The 22120-nt window shown below is 43.2% G+C and carries 23 protein-coding genes and 1 pseudogene; 15 read left to right on the forward strand and 9 right to left on the reverse strand.

Translation table 11 applies throughout. The annotated features are described in order from the left end of the window. The first annotated feature begins 47 nt into the window (after positions 1-47). The 4 genes and pseudogenes from DKT75_RS13865 (at position 48) to DKT75_RS13875 (ending at position 2333) form a co-directional block, all read left to right on the forward strand. A complete protein-coding gene (locus tag DKT75_RS13865; RefSeq protein ID WP_109824038.1) occupies positions 48-479 on the forward strand; it encodes a hypothetical protein in 432 nt (143 codons plus the stop codon). Between the two features lie 53 nt (positions 480-532). Beyond that, a pseudogene (locus DKT75_RS22560) lies at positions 533-862 on the forward strand (RHS repeat-associated core domain-containing protein); the annotation flags it as partial. Beyond that, positions 857-1756, forward strand: coding sequence for a polymorphic toxin-type HINT domain-containing protein (locus tag DKT75_RS13870; protein WP_484167220.1), 900 nt, complete (start codon positions 857-859; stop codon positions 1754-1756). The pseudogene DKT75_RS22560 and the gene DKT75_RS13870, both read left to right, overlap by 6 nt. A gap of 160 nt (positions 1757-1916) precedes the next feature. Further along, positions 1917-2333: a DUF6896 domain-containing protein gene (locus DKT75_RS13875; RefSeq protein WP_109824040.1), complete on the forward strand. Its 417-nt coding sequence runs from the start codon at positions 1917-1919 to the stop codon at positions 2331-2333. Here DKT75_RS13875 and DKT75_RS13880 read toward each other — a convergent pair. Continuing rightward, complete coding sequence (locus tag DKT75_RS13880; protein ID WP_109824041.1) at positions 2330-2950, reverse strand: Fic family protein; 621 nt, start codon at positions 2948-2950, stop codon at positions 2330-2332. The two genes, DKT75_RS13875 and DKT75_RS13880, sit on opposite strands and share 4 nt — an antisense overlap. A 156-nt stretch (positions 2951-3106) precedes the next feature. Beyond that, positions 3107-4165 (reverse strand): Gfo/Idh/MocA family protein, encoded by a 1059-nt coding sequence (locus DKT75_RS13885; protein WP_109824042.1) that lies wholly within the window; start codon positions 4163-4165, stop codon positions 3107-3109. A gap of 208 nt (positions 4166-4373) precedes the next feature. Here DKT75_RS13885 and DKT75_RS13890 point away from each other — a divergent pair, with 208 nt between their 5' ends. Together DKT75_RS13890 and DKT75_RS13895 are read left to right on the forward strand one after the other, a co-directional pair. Next, positions 4374-5261, forward strand: a complete 888-nt coding sequence (locus DKT75_RS13890) for a DnaJ C-terminal domain-containing protein (RefSeq protein ID WP_109824043.1) — start codon at positions 4374-4376, stop codon at positions 5259-5261. Positions 5262-5314: 53 nt separating this feature from the next. Then, positions 5315-6424 carry a trypsin-like peptidase domain-containing protein gene (locus DKT75_RS13895; RefSeq protein ID WP_158278878.1) on the forward strand — a complete coding sequence of 370 codons (1110 nt, stop codon included), beginning with the start codon at positions 5315-5317 and terminating at the stop codon, positions 6422-6424. A 333-nt stretch (positions 6425-6757) separates the two neighbouring features. Here the strand turns inward: DKT75_RS13895 and yihA are convergent, their stop codons facing one another. After that, complete coding sequence (gene yihA, locus DKT75_RS13900; protein ID WP_109824045.1) at positions 6758-7396, reverse strand: ribosome biogenesis GTP-binding protein YihA/YsxC; 639 nt, start codon at positions 7394-7396, stop codon at positions 6758-6760. A gap of 228 nt (positions 7397-7624) precedes the next feature. Here yihA and DKT75_RS13905 point away from each other — a divergent pair, with 228 nt between their 5' ends. From DKT75_RS13905 to coq7, 3 genes are all read left to right on the forward strand, one after another. Beyond that, entirely contained in the window at positions 7625-8239 is a 615-nt protein-coding gene (locus tag DKT75_RS13905; RefSeq protein WP_109824046.1) for a c-type cytochrome, read from the forward strand. Positions 8240-8402: 163 nt separating this feature from the next. Next, a complete protein-coding gene (locus DKT75_RS13910) occupies positions 8403-9365 on the forward strand; it encodes a thiol:disulfide interchange protein DsbA/DsbL (RefSeq protein ID WP_109824047.1) in 963 nt (320 codons plus the stop codon). Positions 9366-9368: 3 nt separating this feature from the next. Further along, positions 9369-10013 (forward strand): 2-polyprenyl-3-methyl-6-methoxy-1,4-benzoquinone monooxygenase, encoded by a 645-nt coding sequence (coq7, locus tag DKT75_RS13915; RefSeq protein WP_109824048.1) that lies wholly within the window; start codon positions 9369-9371, stop codon positions 10011-10013. Between the two features lie 5 nt (positions 10014-10018). Here the strand turns inward: coq7 and DKT75_RS13920 are convergent, their stop codons facing one another. The 3 genes from DKT75_RS13920 to DKT75_RS13930 all read right to left on the reverse strand — a co-directional run bounded on the left by DKT75_RS13920 (position 10019) and on the right by DKT75_RS13930 (position 13138). Next, positions 10019-11890 carry a monovalent cation:proton antiporter-2 (CPA2) family protein gene (locus DKT75_RS13920; RefSeq protein ID WP_109824049.1) on the reverse strand — a complete coding sequence of 624 codons (1872 nt, stop codon included), beginning with the start codon at positions 11888-11890 and terminating at the stop codon, positions 10019-10021. Positions 11891-11892: 2 nt separating this feature from the next. Then, on the reverse strand, positions 11893-12483 hold the full coding sequence (gene kefF / locus DKT75_RS13925) for a glutathione-regulated potassium-efflux system oxidoreductase KefF (protein WP_109824050.1): 591 nt from the start codon (positions 12481-12483) through the stop codon (positions 11893-11895). Between the two features lie 67 nt (positions 12484-12550). Beyond that, the gene (locus DKT75_RS13930; RefSeq protein WP_109824051.1) at positions 12551-13138 is read right to left on the reverse strand and encodes an FMN-dependent NADH-azoreductase; all 588 of its coding nucleotides are present in this window, start codon (positions 13136-13138) and stop codon (positions 12551-12553) included. A 99-nt stretch (positions 13139-13237) separates the two neighbouring features. Between DKT75_RS13930 and DKT75_RS13935 the strand changes: the two genes are divergently transcribed. After that, entirely contained in the window at positions 13238-14131 is an 894-nt protein-coding gene (locus DKT75_RS13935; RefSeq protein WP_109824052.1) for a LysR family transcriptional regulator, read from the forward strand. An 85-nt stretch (positions 14132-14216) separates the two neighbouring features. Further along, positions 14217-15365 carry a glycerate kinase gene (locus DKT75_RS13940; protein ID WP_109824053.1) on the forward strand — a complete coding sequence of 383 codons (1149 nt, stop codon included), beginning with the start codon at positions 14217-14219 and terminating at the stop codon, positions 15363-15365. Positions 15366-15375: 10 nt separating this feature from the next. On the opposite strand, the gene DKT75_RS13945 is transcribed toward DKT75_RS13940, so the two are convergent. After that, positions 15376-16254 (reverse strand): helix-turn-helix transcriptional regulator, encoded by an 879-nt coding sequence (locus tag DKT75_RS13945; protein ID WP_109824054.1) that lies wholly within the window; start codon positions 16252-16254, stop codon positions 15376-15378. Between the two features lie 134 nt (positions 16255-16388). Between DKT75_RS13945 and DKT75_RS13950 the strand changes: the two genes are divergently transcribed. Further along, positions 16389-17297, forward strand: coding sequence for a DMT family transporter (locus DKT75_RS13950; RefSeq protein WP_109824055.1), 909 nt, complete (start codon positions 16389-16391; stop codon positions 17295-17297). A 230-nt stretch (positions 17298-17527) separates the two neighbouring features. Then, entirely contained in the window at positions 17528-18007 is a 480-nt protein-coding gene (locus DKT75_RS13955; protein ID WP_109824056.1) for a MarR family winged helix-turn-helix transcriptional regulator, read from the forward strand. Between the two features lie 83 nt (positions 18008-18090). Here the strand turns inward: DKT75_RS13955 and DKT75_RS13960 are convergent, their stop codons facing one another. Together DKT75_RS13960 and DKT75_RS13965 are read right to left on the reverse strand one after the other, a co-directional pair. After that, the gene (locus DKT75_RS13960; RefSeq protein WP_109824057.1) at positions 18091-18414 is read right to left on the reverse strand and encodes a hypothetical protein; all 324 of its coding nucleotides are present in this window, start codon (positions 18412-18414) and stop codon (positions 18091-18093) included. Positions 18415-18459: 45 nt separating this feature from the next. Next, positions 18460-19365, reverse strand: coding sequence for a hypothetical protein (locus DKT75_RS13965; protein ID WP_109824058.1), 906 nt, complete (start codon positions 19363-19365; stop codon positions 18460-18462). A 385-nt stretch (positions 19366-19750) separates the two neighbouring features. On the opposite strand from DKT75_RS13965, the gene DKT75_RS13970 reads away from it, so the two are divergent. Beyond that, positions 19751-20434: an efflux RND transporter permease subunit gene (locus DKT75_RS13970; protein ID WP_109824059.1), complete on the forward strand. Its 684-nt coding sequence runs from the start codon at positions 19751-19753 to the stop codon at positions 20432-20434. Positions 20435-20599: 165 nt separating this feature from the next. Next, on the forward strand, positions 20600-22048 hold the full coding sequence (gnd, locus tag DKT75_RS13975) for a decarboxylating NADP(+)-dependent phosphogluconate dehydrogenase (RefSeq protein WP_109824060.1): 1449 nt from the start codon (positions 20600-20602) through the stop codon (positions 22046-22048). Positions 22049-22120: the final 72 nt, after the last annotated feature.

Genomic DNA, 22120 nt, shown 5'->3' on the forward strand with positions numbered 1-22120 from the left:
AACCTATAGTGGTCAAGTGAAATTGGCCATAATGTCTCTCTGCAGTATTGGATGATGGCAATTTCAATGAGTATGACTACACTTATGACGATAAGCGTCAGCTCGTTAATGTTGCTTTGAACGGTACGACGGTTGAGCAGTATAGTTACGATGCGAATGGAAACCGCACCACACACAGTAGCACGCAACGCGGTATTTCAAACCAAGGGTCTGTTTATAACGTAGGGGATCAGCTACAAAGTAGCGGTGATACGAGCTATGAATACGATGCAGATGGTCAGCTAAGTAAAAAAGTAAGGACTAACGGCACGACAAACTATCAATACAGCTCACAGGGTCGCTTACTACAGGTAGAAACCCCCAGCCAAACGATTAGCTATCTGCATAATGCATTGGGTAATCGTGTTGCTAAGCGAGTGGATGGGATTATTACTGAAAAGTATCTATGGTTGAATAAAACCCTGCTGCTAGCCACTTAAGATGGTAGTAATAATCTGAAACAGCATTTTAATATGCGGACGGTCATGTACCTAGCAGTTTTGTTCAGAACAACCAGACTTACTATATCGTTACCGACCATTTAGGTACGCCACGCGCTATCACTGATAGTACAGGTGTGGTGGTTAAGCGTATGACATACGATAGTTTTGGTAATGTGTTATCTGATACTAACCCAACACTGAATGTTCCATTTGGTTTTGCAGGTGGGTTGCAAGATACAGATACGGGGTTAGTTCGATTTGGCTATCGAGACTATGACCCTGAGACTGGTCGTTGGACTGCAAGAGATCCGATTGGTTTTGCGGGTGGTGATAGTAATCTTTATGGCTATGTACTGAATGATCCGATTAACTTTGTGGATCAGGATGGTTTGTTGCCTAGTCTTCCGCAAGGTCTAGTTGACTTTGCTGCTGCAGTTTCATTTGGTGTCACGGACTGGGTTCGAGATAAGCTTGATGTTAATTCTTCAGTTGATAAGTGCTCTGGTTCTTATGGTGCTGGTGCAATAGCTGGTGACCTTGCGAGTATCCCTAGGGGAGGAGGGTTCAAGTTAGCAGCAAAGCAATCATGTAGTTTCGATGGGGAAACGGAAGTACTGACCATCGATGGCTATAAGAAAATTAAAGATATTACTGAAGAAGATATCGTTCTTAGTCTAAATGTAGTGACTGGTGAGCATAGTTTTGAATCTGTATTAGCTCAATACAGCAATGACTATGATGATACTGTTTATATTACCATTAAGGACGTTGAATCAGGCCTGACCCAAGTCGTCACATCGAATAAAATACATCAGTTCTTTGTAAAACTATCTGAAGGCAAAAAAGAAGTACCCGCCTCATCTGAAGGTCATCATTATGATGGCGTGATTGACAATGGTTATTGGGTTGATGCTAGTAATCTAAAAGCAGGCCACTTACTGCTTAATGATGATAAGACATTTGCTGAAGTTGTTAGTGTTGAAGTTAGAGTTGAGGAACTTGAGGCTTATAACCTGACAGTAGACCAAACGCAGACCTTTTTTGTTAGAGGTGAAGGTGATGGAGATTCGGTTTGGGTTCATAATTGTTTATTACCAGTAGATGCAGGGACTTTAGGGCGAACACATAGTATTTCTGGTAAGGGCTCAAGAAAAAGAGTTGAGGGAATTGCGAATAGTATGCGAAATGATGGTTATATTGGAGATCCGATTGATGTTGTTGAACATAACGGTAAGCAATACATCATAGATGGGCATCATAGATGGGCATCATAGGGCGGCAGCAGCAAAAATGACAGGCACTAAAGTACATGTAAATGTTGTTACAGATATTGCTGGCCACAAGAGTAACTTTGATAACGTTGGAGATGTTATTAGGTCATCAAATTCTGTTGGTCCTAATAATATTAGGCCACGACGATGATAGGTATGGGTAATGTGTAGCTCTAATTTAAAGACGGTTATTGAATGTTATTTGGCCGATGTTCGTAAAGGAATGGTATTATTTAAAGAAAAAATTGGTGATACCCATCCCTTATCAGCATGGCGGAATGGTGGTTTACCTCAGAATGGTAAATTATCTGAAAATATAGAATATGAATTTCATGGAATTGGTTGTTTATTAATTTTTTCCGACCATAAAGTTGATTTTGATTTTGGCTATGGAGGTAGAATTGATGGTTTTGATTTATGGCGCTTGAGTTTGTTTGTCGAAAGTTTTTCTGAAAAGTATCCGTACTATAAGAATAACGATCTTCTAAAGAGAGACTTTGAGCTATCAGTTAAAAAAAGAGATATTGGAAAGTTAGATAACCCTCACTGTAATCTGTATTATTGTCTGCATGACAATTAAAGCATTAATATATATGCCGATGGTTCGTTAACGTGAATAGCTTCAAATTGGTAGTGGCTCACCGCCATCTTAACTAGTGGGCCTATATCATCTTCTTCATGCAAGAAGTTCTCCCAGTTAGATAGTAAGTCTCGGATAACCCTTTCTCTCACAGGTAGTGTATACACGACTTCACCTGTCGTCTGGTTCCCAATGAGAGTGCCAGGCACTTTTCGAACATCCATATCGATATGCTTGAGCGTACTGCATACTTCAATCGCTGTAGCACTGCACAGCGGTTTTCTATTTAACTGCTCAAAACCTTGATAAAGCGCAGTTCTATAGCGCAACGCTTCTTTAGTGGCGTTATCTGCTCCGTTGTCCTCTTGAGCGTACTGAAACAAACGGTCAGTGGTCGTGACAATAGTTTCTATTTCAGAGCTATCTTTTACTTCCAGTATAGGTAGCAAGTTGATCAGCATACTTTGGTTAGGAATTAATTCGCCTGACTGTTTCAGCTCTGCTAATGCGGTGCGTGCTGAAATACAAGCTTTCAAAACAGTACGTGTTTCAAGCAGGTCAATAGAGGGTGGAAGTAAGGGTAATTGGTTGTAAGGTTGGTTGGTTTGCCAAGTCATGTTGAAATTCCTTAAAAATATCGACACATAACATCGTAAAGTCAGTTTATGTCGATGGCATCGACATGACAAGATAACGTGTCGATTTTTCCCTGTTTTATCGACATGACTTGATGTTTAAGTAGGCTTATGTCGATTGCATCGACGTATCATTGTTTAAAGTTTTAACGCTTTCTTCTGCTCCGAAGAAGCGATTAACGCATCAATCAACTGGTGTACTTTCAACCCTTCACGACCAGTAACCATTGGGGCTTTACCCTCAGTAACAGCATCCGCAAAGTCAGAAATAATCCCACCATGCCACGTTGATTTAAACGACATTGGATTGCCCGCGCCTCCTATCGGCAGCTCATCTTCACCATAGCTGTCTTTGCGCCCATCGCGCCAAAATACATCTAGCTTAGCGCGTTCAAGTTTTGCAACTGCATGGTCAAAGTGCAGGGTGATGCACTCGGTTCCACCGGGGTAGTTAGCAGTAGTAGCGAATAGGTTGCCAATAGCGCCATTTTCAAATGTTAAACCTGCAGTCACAAAGTCCTCAGACTCCATTTGGTGAAAAGCAGTCGTGCGTGACATCGCCTGAACTTCCGAAACATCACCGGTCATGCTTAACGCTAAGTCCATAGTGTGAATAGCTTGTGACAGTAGTACGCCACCGCCATCTCGCTCATACGTGCCACGGCCTGGCTCGTTGTAGTAAGCCTGAGAGCGCCAAAGTGGCGCTTCGATATTGGCCATGCCGAGTTTTCCGAGTTCACCAGAAGCAATCATTGTTTGTAGTTGTATTGAGGCCAGTCGCGCACGATGTTGAAAAACCATTCCTAGCGGAACGTTATATTGTTCGCAGATCTCAACGATTTCTGTCGCTGCGGCAGTGGTTCGTTCAATTGGCTTCTCAAGTAATATCGGAAGGCCTTTGGAGGCAAAGAGCCTTATGATCTCAATCCGTGCATTGGGCGGTGTTGCGATAATGACGAAGTCTAGTGTGTCATCGTTAGCAACTGACTCGATAGTCGGGTAGGCCTCGCAAGGCTGGCCAGTTATTGATGCTACTTTCGCTGCGTATTCGCGTGCTGCTTCTTGCCCGCGAGCGAAAACGCCTTTTAGGTTAACTTTGCCGTTAAGTCCGGTGATGGCTTCAACGTGAGTGTCGGCAACCATGCCGAGACCTATTAACACTGTATTTAATGGTTTGGTATTTTGCGTAGATGACATGTGACTCCCTCGTAGAATTAATGCCGATTAGCAGCATACCTTGTGTTTTTTATCTTTGGAAGAATGTTCACGATAGTGTATTTCACTTATATGTTTGCTTTAAATGGACTAAATGTGAAATAAGCACTTGAATTCTAACATTCAGCAGCCATTTAATAGGCATCATGACTGTTTCCAGTCGATCAACCAGGCTATTTGTTGTAAGTTTATGGAATATAAAGACTATTATAAGATTCTTGGTGTCAGTAAAACGGCAGATAAAGATGAGATTCGTAAGAGCTATCGCCAGTTAGCGCGTAAGTACCACCCTGACGTAAGTAAAGAGTCTGATGCTGAAGCGAGATTTAAAGAAGTTAGTGAAGCTTATGAGGTCCTGAGCGACGCTAAAAAGCGCGCAGAATACGACCAAATGGATAGCGCAGGTTTCGGTAATGGGAGAAGCCCATTCGGTGCTGGAGGACAAGGCGGTTATGGTGGTCATCCCGGTGGTGGTTTTGATGATAACTCTGGCTTTGGTGACTTCTTCGATACGTTCTTTGGTGGAAGAGCCGGTGGTGCTGGTCCAGGTGGTGGGCAGCAGTATAGACAGCAGAAACCTGAACCTCAAAATGCGACGATTTACTTAGACCTTGAAGACGCTTTCGAAGGTGCGAATAAGCGTATTCGTATTCAGGGCGGTGGCAGTGTTGAAGTTAAAATCCCTAAAGGGATTGAAGAAGGGAAGAAGATTCGCTTAGCAGGTAAGGCGAATAATGGCGGTGATTTACACCTAGAAATCAAATTCAATGCGCATCCAAAGTACCGTTTAGAAGGTAAAGATATTTATATCGATTTGCCTATTGCGCCATGGGAAGCTGCTTTAGGTGCAAGTGTGACCGTGCCCACTTTAAATGGTAGTATAAAGCTTACTATTCCCGCAGGTTCAAAGTCAGGGAATAAAATGAGATTAAAAGGACGTGGATTGCCCGCTAAAGTTGCAGGTGACCAGTATGTTGTCCTTAAAATCGTTGTGCCAGTGCCTACCACTGATGAGCAACGAGCGTTATATGAGCAAATGCAGGAGATGTTTGCTTGGGATCCACGCCAATCTAGTTAAGCAGGTCATGGACCGATCTGTTGGCAAATTAAATGCTTAAACGAGAAGTGTGCATGACGAAGTGGACAACAGATTGGTTTTCAAAAAGTACTCAGAGCCTGTGTGGCTTGCTGCTTGCCGTTACATTAAGTTATTCGGGAGTGGTCTCTGCCGCACTGCCTAGCTCGGTAAATGGTCAGCCATTGCCGTCTTTAGCTGATATGCTGGAGCGCGCAATGCCTGCGGTTGTTGATATTTCAACAGAAGGCCGAAACAGTAATACGGTTGATAACAATGCTTATCAGCGTTTATTTGGCCGTGTGGCACCTAAAGATTCAAAAGGTACAGGCTCTGGTATTATTGTTGATGCAAAGCTGGGCTACATTGTTACCAATGCACATGTCATCCAAGGTGCAGCTAAGATCAAAGTAACGCTGAATGACGGTCGTGAGTTTTTAGCAGAAGTCATTGGTCAAGATACTGAGGCCGATGTTGGTGTCATCCAGATCCAACCCGAACGTTTAATCGCAATGAAGCTGGCCAATAGCAATACGTTGCGTGTTGGCGATTTTGTCGTGGCGATTGGAAACCCATTTGGTCTGGGGCAGACAGCTACCTCAGGCATTATTAGTGCGCTAGGTCGTTCTGGCTTGGGCATAGAGTCCTATGAAGATTTTATCCAAACCGATGCACCGATCAATCCGGGTAACTCTGGTGGTGCCTTGGTTAACCTACGCGGTGAATTAGTGGGTATTAATACCGCTATTTTGGGTGGACGTAGTGGCGGTAGTGTTGGTATTGGTTTTGCGATTCCATCTAATATGGTGAGTAATATCAAAAGTCAGTTGATTCAATCTGGCGAGGTCGTTCGCGGTCAGTTAGGCGTTGAAATTCAAAATTTATCGTCCGATATGATCGCAAAATATAAGCTTAAAGATACAGAAGGTGCGTTGATTTCCCGAGTGGTTATTGGCTCACCTGCCGATGATGCAGGGTTAAAAAGCGGCGATGTAATCATCCAAGCAAATGGAAACCGTGTAAAAAATAGCGTTAATTTAAAAAATATTATCGGTAATTTGCGTATTGGTACACGTGCATCCATCGAGTTTGTTCGAGAGGGAAGAGCACTGATTACAGTCGCTGAGATAGAAAAAGTGGATAGCAGGAGTGGTTTTAGGCCGTAGTATTAAAAAATACTACATTAAGCATAGAAAATAGGAATGATTTTCAGTAGTGACAAGTGGCTAAATAAGGTATACCATTTGTTTATTGGTTTTGAAGGCACTTGTTGCGCCAAAATTAAGGCGTTCAGCTTACGTTAAGTTTTCTGCTCAAGTTATTCAACCAAACAGTTTTCCGCTGTACGGGAGGTATAAGTTATAGATGCTTAAGCCCGGTGTCTTTATATCTCTTAGCGGAAGCAAGCTTGGTGTCCCCAATCCAAGTTTGTTCTTTAGCCCTTTCAATGGACCCCCCGTTGTTAGGGCTTTTTTATGTCTGGTGTTAACAGAAAAGATTTACTCTTCTACTACAGTCTCTTCGTCCTGAGCATCATCTTGTGTAGGGTAGAACCAGCTATCAAGTTGTTCAGTGAACTCTTCAAGTCCGACTTTCTTTAATGATGAAAAGGCTTGGACGGTGACAGGTAGGTCGTAGTCTTTCAGTGCTTTTTTAGTTTCAAGCAATGACTTCATCATCAAGCCACGTTTCAGTTTGTCCGATTTGTTTAATATGATGTGTACAGGCAGTTGGCGAGACTCAGCCCATTCCAGCATGACATGATCGTAGTCACGCATTGGGTGACGAATATCCATAATGATCACTAGGCCTGCTAAATTTCCGCGACCATTCATGTAGCTTTCAATGAATTTCTGCCATTCGATTTTGATCGCTTCTGGTACTTTCGCGTAGCCGTAACCCGGAAGGTCGACTAAAGAGTTACCATCTTTCAGGGCAAAGAAGTTAATGAGCTGGGTACGACCAGGAGTTTTACTGACGCGGGCCAGTGCTTTTTGCTCGCAAAGACAATTTAGAGTGCTTGATTTACCTGAATTTGAGCGACCGGCAAATGCGACTTCAAACCCTTGCTCTGGAGGAAGGGTGTTGCTGGTATTCGCGCTAGTTAAAAAGCGCGCGTCTCTGTAGATTGAAGCCATTTTCAAATAATCTCTTTTTTTAGTCTGGTGTTTTTGCAGAAATATTGGGATCTATGATATAAACTGCTGCTATTTGGTGGTGTGTGCACGTAGTGCATCGTATACTCAGTGCACTATAAAATTGAGTGCGCTACAGACTAGGCGGGGTTGCGTCGTTTTGCAAGTGTTGTGTCGCTCAACACAGTAATGCAGGTCTAAAAGCATTTATTTAGAATTTTGGAGCAAGTAATGAAAAAAGCATTAGTAGTTGTATTTGCAGGTTTGGCAATGATGGCCTCTGTTAGCAGTTTTGCAAAAGGTGACCCGGCTAAGGGTAAGTCTTTATCTGCAACATGTAGCGCTTGTCATGGTGCTGACGGTAATAGTAGTAACCCTGAGTGGCCAAAACTAGCAGGCCAAGGTGAAGGTTACCTAGCTAAGCAACTTAATGACTACCGAAGCGGTGCTCGTGTAAATGCAGTGATGAGTGCTCAAGCAGGACTTATTGCTTCTGATGAAGATGTTGAGCACCTTGCAGCATATTTTGCCTCTCAAAAAACAACAGCCGGTGCTGGTGATAAAGATAAAGTTGAAGAAGGTCGCCTGATTTATAAAGGCGGTAAGGTTTCAGCTAAGATTACTGCTTGTGCAGCGTGTCATGGTCCAACCGGTGTCGGTAATGACGCAGCTAAGTTCCCAAGACTTGCTGGTCAGCATACGACTTACTTGTTGGCGCAATTAAAGGCTTTCCGTTCAGGTGAGCGTGCGAATGACGCAGGTAAGATGATGCGAAATATTGCGAGTAAGATGTCTGACACAGACATGGATGCTATCGTAGAATATGTTTCTGGCTTGAAAGACTAAACTTCTGCCAAAGCGTTAGTTGCCAAGCGGTAACTATATTGCTAGATGGAATATATCAAAAGGTGGCCAATGTGCCACCTTTTGTGCGTTTATTGCATCCATCTATCGAACTTTCAAGTATCATTGTAGTCATTAAAACAAGACTTAATTATAGGAAAAGCTAATGAAATCTCACCTGACGTTGCTAGGGTCTGTAGTGCTATTTACATCTGTTGGTTTGACAGCGTGTGACTCTGCTACAGCGACTAATGAAAAAGCTACTGTAGATGTTAAAAAGACAGTTGTTGAAGAAGTGCAAAAAGTTGCTGAAGCAGCACCTGTTGCAGTTCAAGAAGAAGTTAAGAAAATTGTTGAGGCTGTTCCTGCCGCTGCTGATGTTAAAGAAGCAGTTGTTGCTAAAGCTGAAGAAGTTAAAGCTGATGTTGTAGCTAAAGCAGTTGAAGTGAAAGATGAGGTTGTTGCTGAAGTGACAAGCGCACCTGCTACTGAAGCGGTTGTTGCTGCTGCACCTGAGACTGCTGTTCAGGCAGTTGTTGCGAAGGTTGACGAGTCACAGTTTAAAGAAGGTACTCATTATTTTGAAATCTTCCCAACAATGCAAACAGATTCTGTTGGCGGAAAAATCGAAGTTGTAGAGTTGTTGTGGCTAGCATGTCCTCATTGTTTCGCGCTTGAGCCAACAATGAAAGAGTACAAAAAGAGCCTACCTGACTATATCGATTTCAAGCAGGTTCCTGCGATGCTAAACCCTCGTTGGGCTACTGATGCTAAGACGTTCTACATTGCTGAGTTGTTAGACCCTAAAGGTGAGAAGAAGCTGATTGATAAGCTTTTCAACGCAATTCATGTTCAGAAGCGTAAGCGCATGGCTTCGCCAACGGTTGTTAAGCAATTCATCATGCAGCAAGGTATCACTGAAGAAGAGTATGACAATGCGGCAAACTCTATGGTGTTGACGGCTAAGCTAAATCGCGCACGTCAAGTAAGTGCTGATTCTCAAGCTAACTCGGTTCCAAGCGTTATTATTAACGGTAAGTACCGTACTAGCCCATATGCAGCAGGTAATGAAAAGAAACTGCTACAGATTATTGAAATGCTTACAAAGCGTGAGCTAGACAAGAAGTAATTTATGCGACGTTTAAGTTTGTTAGACAGCTTGTTGGTTGAGTTAGACCAGTCCATGAGAACAGTACATGCTAAGCCGCCTGTATCTGGTCGATCTGTGACACCGGAAAACTTAACTTCGCGAGCTGATCTAACAGACAAAGAAAGAAAGTTAGCTGCCAGCCTCATGCGCATTAATCATGCGGGTGAGGTTGCTGCTCAAGGTTTGTACCGCGGTCAGGCAATGAAAGCGCGTGACCCTGAAGTTAAGCTGCAGATGGAGCAATCTGCTGCTGAAGAAAATGACCACCTAAACTGGTGTGGAGAGCGTCTAACAGCGTTAGGTAGCCATAAGAGCTTTTTGAATCCAGTCTGGTATTGGGGTTCATTTAGTCTGGGTGCGCTAGCGGGTGCAGCGGGTGACCGTTGGAGTTTAGGATTTGTTAAAGAGACTGAAGATCAAGTCTTGAAGCATATCAACAACCACCTTCAAAAATTGCCACCTCAAGATAAAGTGAGTCACTCTGTCCTGCTTCAAATGAAGCAAGATGAGCAGCATCACGCTGATATCGCAGAGGCGGCGGGAGCAGCTAAATTGCCATTCCCAATCCGCAAAATTCTTATGCCTTTAACTTCTAAAATAATGACAGGCCTGTCGGCTAAGATTTAAGTGTCTTACTTGTGCCCTGTTGAATCCCAAGCATGGTCTTCTGTCGTGCGATTCGTCCATTTATCGCGACGTAATATCTTCAATACTTCTTCCTGAGCCTGACGTGCTTCTGAAATATAGCGCTTGTTATCATTCAGGTGCTTACCCAATCTATCCGTTGTTCGTTGGTCATGCTCTGCAAACTGTAACGCTTGACGCCTTGCATGAAAAGCGCGCATACCAAGTGCTTTAAGCGATTTCTCACCCATTTTAAGTGAAGATAAGAAAAGTTCACGCTCTATGTAGTCAGCACCAGCCGCTTTAAGTGCGTGGTAGTGAAGCGCATCATAAGCGCGCGCATGAATTTCTAAATGAGGAAAGCTGTGCTTTGCCATCTTAACTATTTCTATGGCTTTTTCTCGATCATCCACCGTAACAATTAATATTTTAGCTTTGTCCGCACCTGCAGTGTGAAGCAAGTCAGAGCGAGCGGTGTCACCATAAAACACGGTATATCCAAAGCTTCTGAGTCTTTCAATGTGGGCTGCGTTATGGTCCAAAATCGTCACAGGTATATCGTTGGCAAATAACAAGCGACCTACGATTTGCCCATAGCGTCCGAAGCCCGCAATAATGACTGGGCTGTCTTGTTCTTCCATTATTTCATCAGCTTCAGGGCCAGTGACCTTTGCTTCTTTAAACCTTGGGATAATGAGTTTTTCATTAAGTAAGATTAGCAGCGGCGTCATTACCATGGAAATAGCGATGGTTGCGGTCAATATATCGATGGTCTCTTTAGGTAATATACGGCCTTCTAAGCTTGAAGACAGAAGTACAAAACCAAACTCACCACCTTGAGCTAAGGCGAATGAAAACCAGTACTTGCCGCCCCCAGGGATTTTGAAGAGCTTCGCGAGCCCCAAAAGAATGAAGAACTTAATAGTGATTAAACCAAAAACTATTTGGCCAAGTAATAGCGGCTCGGTGCTGATTAAGTCGAAGTCGATACTCGCGCCGACTGAGATAAAAAAGAGTCCCAGCAGCAGTGCTTTAAATGGGTCGATGTTTGCTTCCAGCTCATGCCTATATTCGCTATCGGCAAGTACAACACCAGCGATAAAAGCACCTAGTGCAGGTGATAAACCGACCATGTCCATGAGTAGTGCAATACCCATGACCATCATCAAAGCAGTTGCGGTGAAGAGTTCACGCAGCTTGCTTTCAGTGATGTAGCGAAACAATGGGCGAGATAGAAATCGACCAACGAGCACTAGTATGCTGACGGCAAAGATAATGATGAGCGCTTGCTGAAAGCCGGGTAAGTGAGCAATCAGGCTTGCGCTCTCATGGCTTTCTGCATGAGGCCCAGTATGGTCATTTGGGTTTATTACCGCGAGTAGTGGCAATATTGCAATAATAGGGATGACGGCGATATCTTGAAAGAGTAGTACGGCAAAGCTGGACTTTCCGCTGGCCGCATTCATTAGCTTTTTCTCGCCCAATATTTGTAGGGCAAGCGCAGTAGAGGACAGTGCAAGAATTAATCCGATCGCTAGCGCGGTTTGCCAAGGCTGTCCAAAGAAGTAGGCAATACCGGTAATTACGCCGGTCGTTAATGCCATTTGCAGCCCGCCAAGTCCAAGAATTGGCATACGCATGCGCCACAGGAGTGACGGCTTCAGTTCTAGTCCGATCAAAAATAGCATCATGACGACACCAAATTCGGAGAAGTGCATCAGGCTTTCTGCATCATTCAAAAAGCCTAGTACTGATGGGCCTATGAGTGCGCCAGCGATCAAGTATCCCAGCACCGAGCCTAAGCCCAGTCGACTAGCGATGGGGACGGCAATCACACCTGCGGCAAGAAATATGAATGCTTGTAGTAGTGACGATTCCATAGTTATTCCGCAGCCCAGTCGTTAAGGTATTCTAATGAGTTTGTTTCTTCTTTACTGGGCAGCCCACGTTGTAAGCGCCACAGTATTTGACGGTAATGTTCTGAATGTTCGTCTATCACTGACTCATGCATGTCATGCGTACGGTGCACGGCAAAGGGCGGCAGGTAGTCCATGCCACACAGTCTTGCTGTCTGATCAAAGGGTTGCAGTAGTTGCTTCATGCTGTAGTGATTTCTGCCTTCGTTCGAGTATGACATGCGACTACCACCGGAGCTGATAATGCTTCCGAGTGTTTTTCCTTTTAGCGCGTCGCCTTCTCTGCCATACGCAAAGCCATATTCTAAGACGAGATCTTGCCATTCTTTAAGAAGAGAAGGGCAGCTGTACCAATATAGAGGATGTTGAAACAGAATGAGGTCATGCTCTAGCAGTAGCGATTGCTCTGCGGGAACATCTATCATGAAATCTGGGTAGGTCTCATAAAGGTCATGAATGGTAATGTCTTCAATTGCTTCCGCGGCTTTAAGTAAGCGACGCTGCACGCGTGATTTCTCAAGTGCAGGATGTGCAAAAAGAATAAGTATACGATTCACAATGATCAGCCCTGTTTTGTGTTGCAAAGCTGATCAATGTAGAGTTATTTTATACTAGATACAAGTGCTAAGCCGCTTGTAATTGTGCTATTTGTAGATTGGCCTGATCGATTTGTTTAGGGTCTGACATTAAGTTATCTGCTTCGATAATTTGTACATTAGTTATGCCAATAAATGAAAGTAGTTGGCGCATATAAGGCGTTGCAAAATCTACTGGGCTATCGATGGGTACACCCGCTGAAGCAACGACTAGAATTGCACGTTTACCGACTAGTAATCCTTGCGGTCCATTTTCAGTGTATTGGAATGTCACACCAGCACGACAAATATTATCTACCCATGCTTTTAGTGCTGCAGGTATACCGAAATTATAAACCGGTACGCCAATAACGATCACGTCAGCAGCGTCTAATTGAGCAACCAGTTCATTAGATAGACTTAGCTTTTCATTTTGCTCAGCGCTGCGTTGCTCTAAAGGGGTAAAGTTTGCACCAATCCATTGCTCATCTATTTGAGGGACAGGTGTCAGTAGTAGGTCATTCGTTACCACTTGATCTGCGCCAAGTGCGGAAACAACTTTGTCGCTTAGCTCTCGAGAAATTGAACCCTCTGTACGCATGCTTGAGTCAATGCGTAGTACTGTTTTGTTAGTCATGGTTGATCCTATAGTGTATGTGTTCGATTAGTCTATCCTTTACCTAAAGTCACTATAAGTACTATATTGACGTAACTGTATTAACCTGAAGTTTATAATGTGAGTGGTTTTGACGATCTTTTTTGGCTAGTGGAAGTGGTTGATGCGGGCACGTTTACTGCTGCCGCGAACAAGCATGGCATCTCTAGTGCGGCCATTAGTAAGCGTATTCGTCTAATGGAGGCTAGGCTCAATGTAACCTTGCTCGTTAGAACAACGCGGCACCTGCGTATGACTGAAGTTGGCGAGATGTATTATCGTCGAGGTAAGCAATTGCTTGAGGAGTTCAATTATCTTGAGAGTAGTGTTACCTCTGCAAACGAGCAGCTATCTGGGCGGATTCGAATCAATGCTCCCTTAAGTTATGGTCTTGCTGACTTGGTTAAGCCTATTAATAAGTTTATGGGAGAGTACCCAGAGCTTGAGGTCGTGCTGCACTTCGATGACCGCACTATTGATATTTTTAGCAGTGACTATGACGTAGTGATACGTATTGGTGAGCTTGCTGATTCGTCACTAGTTACTCGACGAATAGCGAGTATGAATCTTGTCTGTTGTGCATCGTCGCGTTACTTAGAGCAGCATGGTGAGCCTAAAACTCCAGAAGCTTTAAACAGTCATAATTGTCTGGTGTACCAGCAGGATGATACTTTTTCGACGTGGAAATTTAGTAAAGATGGTCAATCAACATCAGTGACAGCGAATGGATCGTTACTGTCCAACAGTGGTGATTTTCTTTGTCAATCGGCCTGCGAACATCAAGGAATTGTGTGCTTGCCTGAATTCATTGCTCGTAAATCGCTGGATACGAGTCAGTTGGTGCCGTTACTGACAGACTACAGTATTGGAACGTTACATATTTATGCGGTCTACCCTAGCCGTCATTACTTGCCGTTAAAAGTAAAGCAACTGATTGAGTTCTTGAAGTCTCAACTCAATACGCAAATCAAGTAAACCGAAAGCCCTTTCGGTAATGTGCCTGAAGAGGTATTCTAAATGTCAGTTATTAGCCATTACGAGCTGGGGTTTAATTAATTATATGAAAATTGTCATAGCACCTGATTCATTTAAAGAGAGTCTGTCGTCTGAAGCAGTAGCCCAAGCCATTGCTAAAGGCTTTGCGAGCATCTTTCCATCGGCAGAGCAGGTCTTGTTGCCAGTCGCGGATGGCGGAGAGGGTACAACTGATGCGTTGATTGCTGCAACAAGCGGTGAGCTATTTAAGCAGTCAGCTACTGGGCCATTAGGTACACCCGTTGACGCTTTCTGGGGATTACTCGGTGACGGTAAAACTGCCGTTGTTGAAACCGCTGCTGCCTCTGGGTTGGACCTTATTTCAGTCGCTCAACGTGATCCGTTAAATGCAACGACTCGTGGTACGGGTGAGTTGATATTGGCCGCGATTGATAAAGGTGCGCGACACATTATTGTAGGCCTAGGCGGTAGTGCCACAAATGATGCAGGCGCTGGAATGCTACAGGCGCTAGGGGCTTCATTCTTAGATGCTGATGGATCCGAAATACCAGTAGGTGGCGCAGGGCTAGCACTGTTAGACCGTATCGACTTGACGAATTTGGATGCCCGACTTAAAGATGTCACCTTTAATGTGGCTTGTGATGTAGATAATCCTTTAGTGGGCGAGTCAGGAGCGTCGGCTATTTTTGGGCCACAGAAAGGCGCAACACCTGAGCAAGTTGCTTTGTTAGATAAAAATTTGAGTCACTTTGCTGCGATAACTTTAGCGGCTACAGATAAAAATATACTAAATATTGCAGGTGCAGGTGCAGCAGGGGGCTTGGGCGGTGCTTTTCTTGGGTTCTTAAATGCTCAGTTAAAAAGCGGTATTGATATCGTTTTAGATACGGTGGAATTTGAGAAAAACTTAGCGGGTGCGTCTCTGGTCATCACAGGTGAAGGACGCATAGATAGTCAAACCGTACGAGGAAAAACACCAGTTGGTGTTAGTAAGCGTGCGAAGGCCTTTGCCGATATTCCAGTGATTGCTTTAGCAGGCTCAGTGGCGTCAGACGCAGATGTTGTATTTGAGCATGGGATAGATGCCCTGTTTAGTGTTGTGCCAGGTGTTGTTACATTAGACGAAGCACTATCTAATGCGGATGAAAACCTGTTTAAAACAGCACGCAATGCCGCACAGTTATTGAAGCTAGGGCAAAGCTTGCCCAGCTAAAGTCTTGTCGTTATTGCGCAGCGCCTTGGTAAACTTTGGGGGTGACACCATAGTTTGCTTTAAAGGCTCTCGCGAAACGGCTTGGGCTACTATAGCCGCACAACTCTCCGACCTTACCAATGGGGGTTGTGCTACGTAACTCCGAAGCCGCAAGACTCATGCGTCGCTTTAATAAAAACTGATACGGCGATAAACCAATGCTCTGTTTAAACATGTGCGCGAAGTGATAAGTGCTCATGCAGGCTTCTTCCGCTAATTGCTCAAGCGTAATGTCCTGACCAATATGTGTGTGCATATTGGTCAGGACACGTGACTTCACTTTGGGCGACAACCCACCTCTGATTACTTCTTTCGAGTGTTCACTATAATGTTCTAGTAAGTGCAAAATCAGTTGTTGCTGCAACTCTTGTAGTTGTAAGCGATTACTCGTGTCCGATGGTTCAAGAAGTTTAAGTAATGCCTGCAGCCCAGTTGTCATGACGAAGTCAGACTCGAATGTTAAGTCGGGTATCTCAAGCGTGCGGGAGTCTTTATCAAAAGCTGTTATGCCAAGATAATTCAAATGGGCTTCTGTAAAATACAAGTGAACAAGCTTTAGTGGTTGCCCTACAACCCAGTCAGATGTGTGGTCAGCGGGGAAAAAACACAGTTTTTCAGGGCTACCTAGGCGATTTTTCTGATCGGTACGGTAAGTGTTTTGGCCACCTTCAATATACATGCTCAATGTATGAATATGCTTGTTATGAGTCATGACTCGGTCTTGCTGATTACTCCAGACAGCAAGCGAAACATCACTTTGGATGTCCGCATAGTCTAAGCACGTTGCTTTAGATTGAAGCATCGCTTGTGATAACAGTCGCTTGGTATTTGATTCGGTCTTTAAACTCATAGGCTAACAGTAAGTCAACTGAGTTATAACGACAATGCCGTTAAGACTAGCTCGTTTAAAAAGCACAAGAATTGGTTCTAAGTGGTCTTGGTTTTGCTCTTACACTACTGTTTTTCTACTTAACGAGTACGACCATGACTATCTTTTTATACATTGTAACGGTACTTGTGTGGGGAACATCATGGATTGCGATTTCCTTCCAGAATGGCTCAGTCGATAGCTTAGTCTCTATATTCTATCGTTTTGGTTTAGCGAGTCTGCTATTGCTTCCATTTTTGTATTTGACCGGGCGCTTACAAAAGTCACGGCGCATTGATCATGTTTGGTACTTTCTACAAGGGTGTTGTTTATTTTGTTTTAACTTCATTTGTTTTTATAAGGCATCTGCCTATATGCCGAGTGGCTTACTGTCGATTGTATTTTCGATGGCCATTTTTTATAACGCGATCAATAACAGAGTGTTTTGGGGTGTTAAGCCAAGTTCATCCGTTTATGGCGCAGGGGTGTTGGGTGTTATCGGGCTACTTCTATTGTTTTGGCCAGAGTTACAGAGTACCTCAGCATCCAGTGAGTTATTACTGGGTATCGGGCTTTCCGCCTTAGGCACGTTTGGTTTTTCTCTAGGAAATATGATCACAGTAAGGCATAAGAAAAATAATATTAATCCGCTGACCAGCACGGCCTACGGTATGTCTTATGGCGCATTAACTCTGTTATTAATTATTACCGTTACACAGACACCTATTACTTGGGATGTGAGAACTGAATACCTCTATAGTTTGGTCTACCTTGCCGTCTTTGCATCGGTCATTGGTTTTACGGCTTATTTATCATTAGTGAATAGGATAGGTGCTAACCAGGCTGCTTATGCGACAGTCGTTTTTCCTGTTATTGCCCTAGCCTTATCATCGGTTTATGAGGGGTATACTTGGGAAATAATGAATGGCTTAGGTTTAACGTTGATCTTGCTCGGAAATGCGGTGGCGATGAATCTTATTGGCATTAAAAGAATGAGTAAAAGTTTACTAAAACACGCTGTTTGATGAATTAATTAACTAAAGTAATTAATTCATTAAGTCAGCTAATGTGGCTCTGCACTTTGTGGTTTTATTTATTTTTGTAGCCGAATTGTAGTTTATGTCTTATATTGTTAATTAATAGGCTTAAATATATCGTTGTTGACTGATTAACGATGTTTTTTAGCCTGTTTTGTGAAATATTGTGCAACAGTCTGCTACAATTTGCGTACAAATGTTTCGATAAGATAAAATAAATGACACTGCAAAACAAAGAAAAAATAGATAATAAGCCAATGAAGGACTCTGTTTCATTTCGGTTAAATGTATTAACCAGTGTAATAAATCGGCACGCAGAGCGTTATTTAAAAACACATTATAATATCGCTATTCCAGACTGGAGAGTGATCGCGATTTTAGCGGGTGGGAGGCAAATGTCCGTTCGTGAACTTTCAGCGATATCTAAGATGGATAAAGCAATGGTTAGCCGAGTAGTGAAGCGGTTAACAAGTACAAACGCTATCTTTAGTGAGCCTGATCCTGCTGATGGTCGCTTACTTATTCTAAGTATAGCACCTGCTGGACAGGAGTTATTCAATCGGATTCATCCCATCTTTCTTGAAAGAGATGAGCGGATGTTAGCTACATTGGAAGAGCAAAGTTCATTTAATGAGTCACTTGATAGACTACTAAAGTACGCAGAAAACGAGAGTGAATACTTTTACAGTACCAAATAGTATCAACCAGTAACAGAATTGCAGCCAAGAAAAAACGAGTCTTGTGCTGCAACGATATTATCTTTAAACAAGTTATGTCCGAGTTATAGGGCTATTGGAAGAAAGCTTTCCATAATCTGAAGGCTGTGGTTAACTGCATTGAGTACCATCAAATAACTATCATCATTAACGGCTGTGAGTGTTAATTTTTCGATAATCAGGTGCAGGTTCTGTGCTTCCTTACTGATTAGCTCGTTCACTGATTGAAGTTCACTTGTATCAAGCTTGGTGATTTCTACACTGACGCGGTGTAAATTATCGAAATATTTTTCTAAGCATTCGCTTGTATAACCATCTGTATCGACTAACAAAAGTGTGTGATAAGACTCTGTTAAAGACAACTTTGAATCTGCTAAGTGTGTGCTCATGTTGTTACCTCTTTTATTATTAATGGCGTTTTTATTGGTCAATCACTAGTAACTTAGTGATTGTGGTGCGTTGGTAAAGCTTCCTATCGACTGGGTGATTTTGCTTGTGTCATTAAGCATATGACTGACTGAAGTGACTTTGTTATCCCCAAATAAAACACGGTCCCATGCCTTTCTAACATCCAGCTGTGCTTGTATTAGATCATCAAGCGCGGGTGCTGCTTGTTGCATCTCAAACCATTCACGTCGATTAGCTTTCCAAGTACCCAGTGGTAAAGGTTGGTTTCCTAGGTACGGCTTTTCGATATTAATTATAAGGTAGAGCAGTTCTGCAGTTTTCATGCGGTCTTTTAATATGGACACAATGTTCTTTAACTGAGCCTCTTGCGAGTCTAGGTGAGGGCCGATGATGGCGGCATCCTTTCGTAAAATATCTTGTATCCGCTTTGAGTAATGAGCGTTAACAGCAATGTGAGACAGTTTGCTGATAGAGCCCTCTCTATCGTAGCTATCCGTATAAAAGCGACTATTGTTGGCTCGTCGGTGTTGCTCTCGTGCTATCGCAGTACTAGCATCTCCAATAGTGTTTGCGATACTTTGTCGAGCAGGGTCGTTGATAAGCGCTTCAAGCGCGAGAAAGTAGCGCTTAGTGTTAGCGTTGCCTTTACGAAACTCAGCGATCTCATAGGTCAACTTCGTTGTTTCGTGGTTTTTCTCGTGGAGCATGACCTTTTTACGACTTTTTTTGGGGCTGTGTGGACGCGAACGCCATAACTCAGTCGAGTCGACGTCAATAATAACGTCAAGCGTTTCAGTCAATAGACTATCGACTTGCTCAATATAAATAAGGCCATTTTTGGTGATATATTGGTTTTTTTGTGCGTTATTTGTCGCGCAAGCAGTAGCGAGTACTGTGCTTGCAACTATGGTTAAGTAGGTGCTAATGGTCATATTCCTGCCTCAAGTTTTATATTATGACGCCTTTTTGGTGTTTTCTTGTTGTTGGGCGCACTTAAACATTAAATTGTGGAGCAGTAGTCTGTAAACTTACCAATAGTTAAGCTGGTGTTCAGTTTCAGAGGAGAGCTAGTAATAGTCTGCGTTGTTCTTTGTTATTACTTATACTAATTAAATAAGTTTAATTTTTAAGCGAATTGATTGTATGTTTAAAGACGATAATGTATGAAAATGAGCAGCCTCATTATTGAAGTACTTGTTTGTTGCTTATGCTTATGCGAATCTTAGTGCGTACATCTTATGGGCGGCATACGAGAGATTAATGATGGGGATTAGGGAGTTAATTAACGCGATTTGTTTGGCAGGGGTTTGTTTTTATATGTCTATGGCGCATGCACAAGAGCTTGAGCACTCTGTAGTGATTGAGGTGGTGACTAACCACATGACCGCAGATAAGGTTGAAGAAAGCATCGCTAACCCGATTGAGATGCTGATGAGTAACCTAACGGATGTATTGTTGATTTCAGCGAAATACCAAGATAACGAAGCTGAAATAACGGTTAAATTTAATGAGAGTGCTGCCGCTAAGGCAGGCTTAGTCGATCAAGTGCGCAAGGTGCTTGATGACAATATGAATAAGTTGCCTGAAAACATAGTGACGCTATCGGTCAGCTTAGCCAATCTATTGCCTGAAAATTCTAACGATAAAGTACGAGAAGCACTTGTTCGATCACACTCAGGGAGTTACTTAGGGCACATACAAAGCTCTAATGAATTATTACCCATTATCACGACATTTTTTGAAAGTAATGACCTCGTTGCTACCTCCGCTGGTAGCTACTTAATGAACGAAGCAAAGCAAGTTATACGGGGCAGTTTGTTCAACTGTAAGCGTAAACTTGCCCAAGTATTGGATTGTTATTGGCAGGATAAGTATGGCTCAGGAAAAGTGGCCTTTGCCTTTAGTGATGACTTCAAAAACTTTACTGCAAAGTGGAGTGTGGGTGATCAGCCGGAAAATTTTAAGTGGTCGGGTGTAGAGGTTTCAGTTGCTGGGGAGTAAGTGTTAGAATACACGTTCTTTTTTGAAAATGGTTTCAAATCACCCCCAACGTTGCTGATACTGACGACTGCTGTTGAATGGTATCTTATGTAATGTTCCAAGTGATTACTTTACCTACCGTTTTCAATAACATTTTGCTTTAAAATTCCCCTGCAAGAGGTTGCTATGAGTTGTGATATCGCGTTAATTGGTCTGGCTGTAATGGGTCAAAACCTAGTCCTTAACATGAATGATAATGGCTACAAGGTGGTCGCTTATAATCGTACAGCTTCTGTTACCCAAGAGTTTCTAGCGGGACCTGCAAAGGGAACAGATATTGTTGGTGCTGAGTCATTGGAAGAGATGGTTTTAAAGTTGTCAGTACCCCGCAAAATCATGATCATGGTTAAAGCAGGCGATCCTGTTGACCTTGTGATTGAGTCTTTGCTTCCTATGTTAGAAAAGGGTGATGTAATTATTGACGGTGGTAACGCAAATTACCCTGACTCTCAACGACGTGCCATTGACCTTAAAGAAAAAGGTTTCCGTTTTGTCGGTGCAGGTGTGTCAGGTGGTGAAGAGGGCGCTCGTTTTGGTCCGTCAATCATGCCAGGTGGTAACCCAGAAGCATGGCCATTAGTAAAAGATATCTTCCAAGCGATTAGTGCTAAAACTGAGTCCGGTGCGCCTTGTTGTGAGTGGGTAGGTGAAAATGGTGCAGGCCACTTTGTGAAAATGGTTCACAATGGCATCGAATATGGTGATATGCAGCTAATCTGCGAAGCTTACCAATTCATGAAAGACCAGTTGCACATGAGCAACGAAGAAATGCAGGCAGTTTTTAAAGAGTGGGATCAAGGTGACCTTGGTAGCTACTTGATCGAAATTACGGCTGATATTCTTGGCTTCAAAGAAGACGGTGAGTTTGTCGTCGATAAGATTTTAGATAAAGCAGGTCAGAAAGGCACAGGTAAGTGGACGGCGATTAACTCGCTAGAGCTTGGTATGCCAGTGACATTGATCGGTGAAGCAGTATTCGCAAGATGCTTGTCGGCACTAAAGAGTGAGCGTGTTGCAGCTTCCAAAGTATTAAACGCTCCAGCGGCACAAGACTTGTCTAGTCAGAAAGAAGTGTTGGTCGAAGCTTTAGGTCAGGCACTGCTAGCCTCGAAAATTGTTTCATACGCACAAGGCTTTATGTTGATGCGCGCCGCTTCTGAAAACTTTGGCTGGGATTTACAGTACGGTTCAATTGCGCATTTATGGCGCGGTGGTTGCATTATCCGTTCTGTCTTTCTTGATGACATCAAAGCGGCTTATGATAAAAACCCAGCACTGGCTAATTTGTTACTAGATGACTACTTCTTAGATAAGATTGGAGTATCTCAAGCGGGCTGGCGCAAAGTTTTAGCTAAGACAATTGAGACAGGTGTTCCAATGCCTACGATGACCTCAGCATTAGCATTCTATGATGGCTACCGTACAGAAACGTTACCTGCTAACCTGCTACAAGCTCAGCGTGATTACTTTGGTGCTCATACTTATGAACGTGTAGACAAGCCAGAAGGTGAACGATTCCATTCAAACTGGACAGGTACCGGTGGTGATGTGTCGAGTACAAGTTACGATGTTTAACATCTGACGGGTTTAAGTAGATATAGAAAACGGCACTTTGATAGTGCCGTTTTTGTTTTTAGTGTTTATAGA

The organism is Leucothrix arctica (assembly GCF_003172895.1).
Classification (GTDB): Bacteria; Pseudomonadota; Gammaproteobacteria; order Thiotrichales; family Thiotrichaceae; genus Leucothrix; species Leucothrix arctica.

What these genes read in the sequence shown, in the direction of transcription:
- DKT75_RS13875 (WP_109824040.1), top strand. Translation starts at nt 1,917, where the DNA reads ATGTGTAGCTCTAATTTAAAGACGGTTATTGAATGTTATTTGGCCGAT.
- DKT75_RS13880 (WP_109824041.1), bottom strand. Translation starts at nt 2,950, where the DNA reads ATGACTTGGCAAACCAACCAACCTTACAACCAATTACCCTTACTTCCA.
- DKT75_RS13885 (WP_109824042.1), bottom strand. Translation starts at nt 4,165, where the DNA reads ATGTCATCTACGCAAAATACCAAACCATTAAATACAGTGTTAATAGGT.
- DKT75_RS13890 (WP_109824043.1), top strand. Translation starts at nt 4,374, where the DNA reads ATGGAATATAAAGACTATTATAAGATTCTTGGTGTCAGTAAAACGGCA.
- DKT75_RS13895 (WP_158278878.1), top strand. Translation starts at nt 5,315, where the DNA reads ATGACGAAGTGGACAACAGATTGGTTTTCAAAAAGTACTCAGAGCCTG.
- yihA (WP_109824045.1), bottom strand. Translation starts at nt 7,396, where the DNA reads ATGGCTTCAATCTACAGAGACGCGCGCTTTTTAACTAGCGCGAATACC.
- DKT75_RS13905 (WP_109824046.1), top strand. Translation starts at nt 7,625, where the DNA reads ATGAAAAAAGCATTAGTAGTTGTATTTGCAGGTTTGGCAATGATGGCC.
- DKT75_RS13910 (WP_109824047.1), top strand. Translation starts at nt 8,403, where the DNA reads ATGAAATCTCACCTGACGTTGCTAGGGTCTGTAGTGCTATTTACATCT.
- coq7 (WP_109824048.1), top strand. Translation starts at nt 9,369, where the DNA reads ATGCGACGTTTAAGTTTGTTAGACAGCTTGTTGGTTGAGTTAGACCAG.
- DKT75_RS13920 (WP_109824049.1), bottom strand. Translation starts at nt 11,890, where the DNA reads ATGGAATCGTCACTACTACAAGCATTCATATTTCTTGCCGCAGGTGTG.
- DKT75_RS13930 (WP_109824051.1), bottom strand. Translation starts at nt 13,138, where the DNA reads ATGACTAACAAAACAGTACTACGCATTGACTCAAGCATGCGTACAGAG.
- DKT75_RS13940 (WP_109824053.1), top strand. Translation starts at nt 14,217, where the DNA reads ATGAAAATTGTCATAGCACCTGATTCATTTAAAGAGAGTCTGTCGTCT.
- DKT75_RS13945 (WP_109824054.1), bottom strand. Translation starts at nt 16,254, where the DNA reads ATGAGTTTAAAGACCGAATCAAATACCAAGCGACTGTTATCACAAGCG.
- DKT75_RS13950 (WP_109824055.1), top strand. Translation starts at nt 16,389, where the DNA reads ATGACTATCTTTTTATACATTGTAACGGTACTTGTGTGGGGAACATCA.
- DKT75_RS13955 (WP_109824056.1), top strand. Translation starts at nt 17,528, where the DNA reads ATGACACTGCAAAACAAAGAAAAAATAGATAATAAGCCAATGAAGGAC.
- DKT75_RS13960 (WP_109824057.1), bottom strand. Translation starts at nt 18,414, where the DNA reads ATGAGCACACACTTAGCAGATTCAAAGTTGTCTTTAACAGAGTCTTAT.
- DKT75_RS13965 (WP_109824058.1), bottom strand. Translation starts at nt 19,365, where the DNA reads ATGACCATTAGCACCTACTTAACCATAGTTGCAAGCACAGTACTCGCT.
- DKT75_RS13970 (WP_109824059.1), top strand. Translation starts at nt 19,751, where the DNA reads ATGTCTATGGCGCATGCACAAGAGCTTGAGCACTCTGTAGTGATTGAG.
- gnd (WP_109824060.1), top strand. Translation starts at nt 20,600, where the DNA reads ATGAGTTGTGATATCGCGTTAATTGGTCTGGCTGTAATGGGTCAAAAC.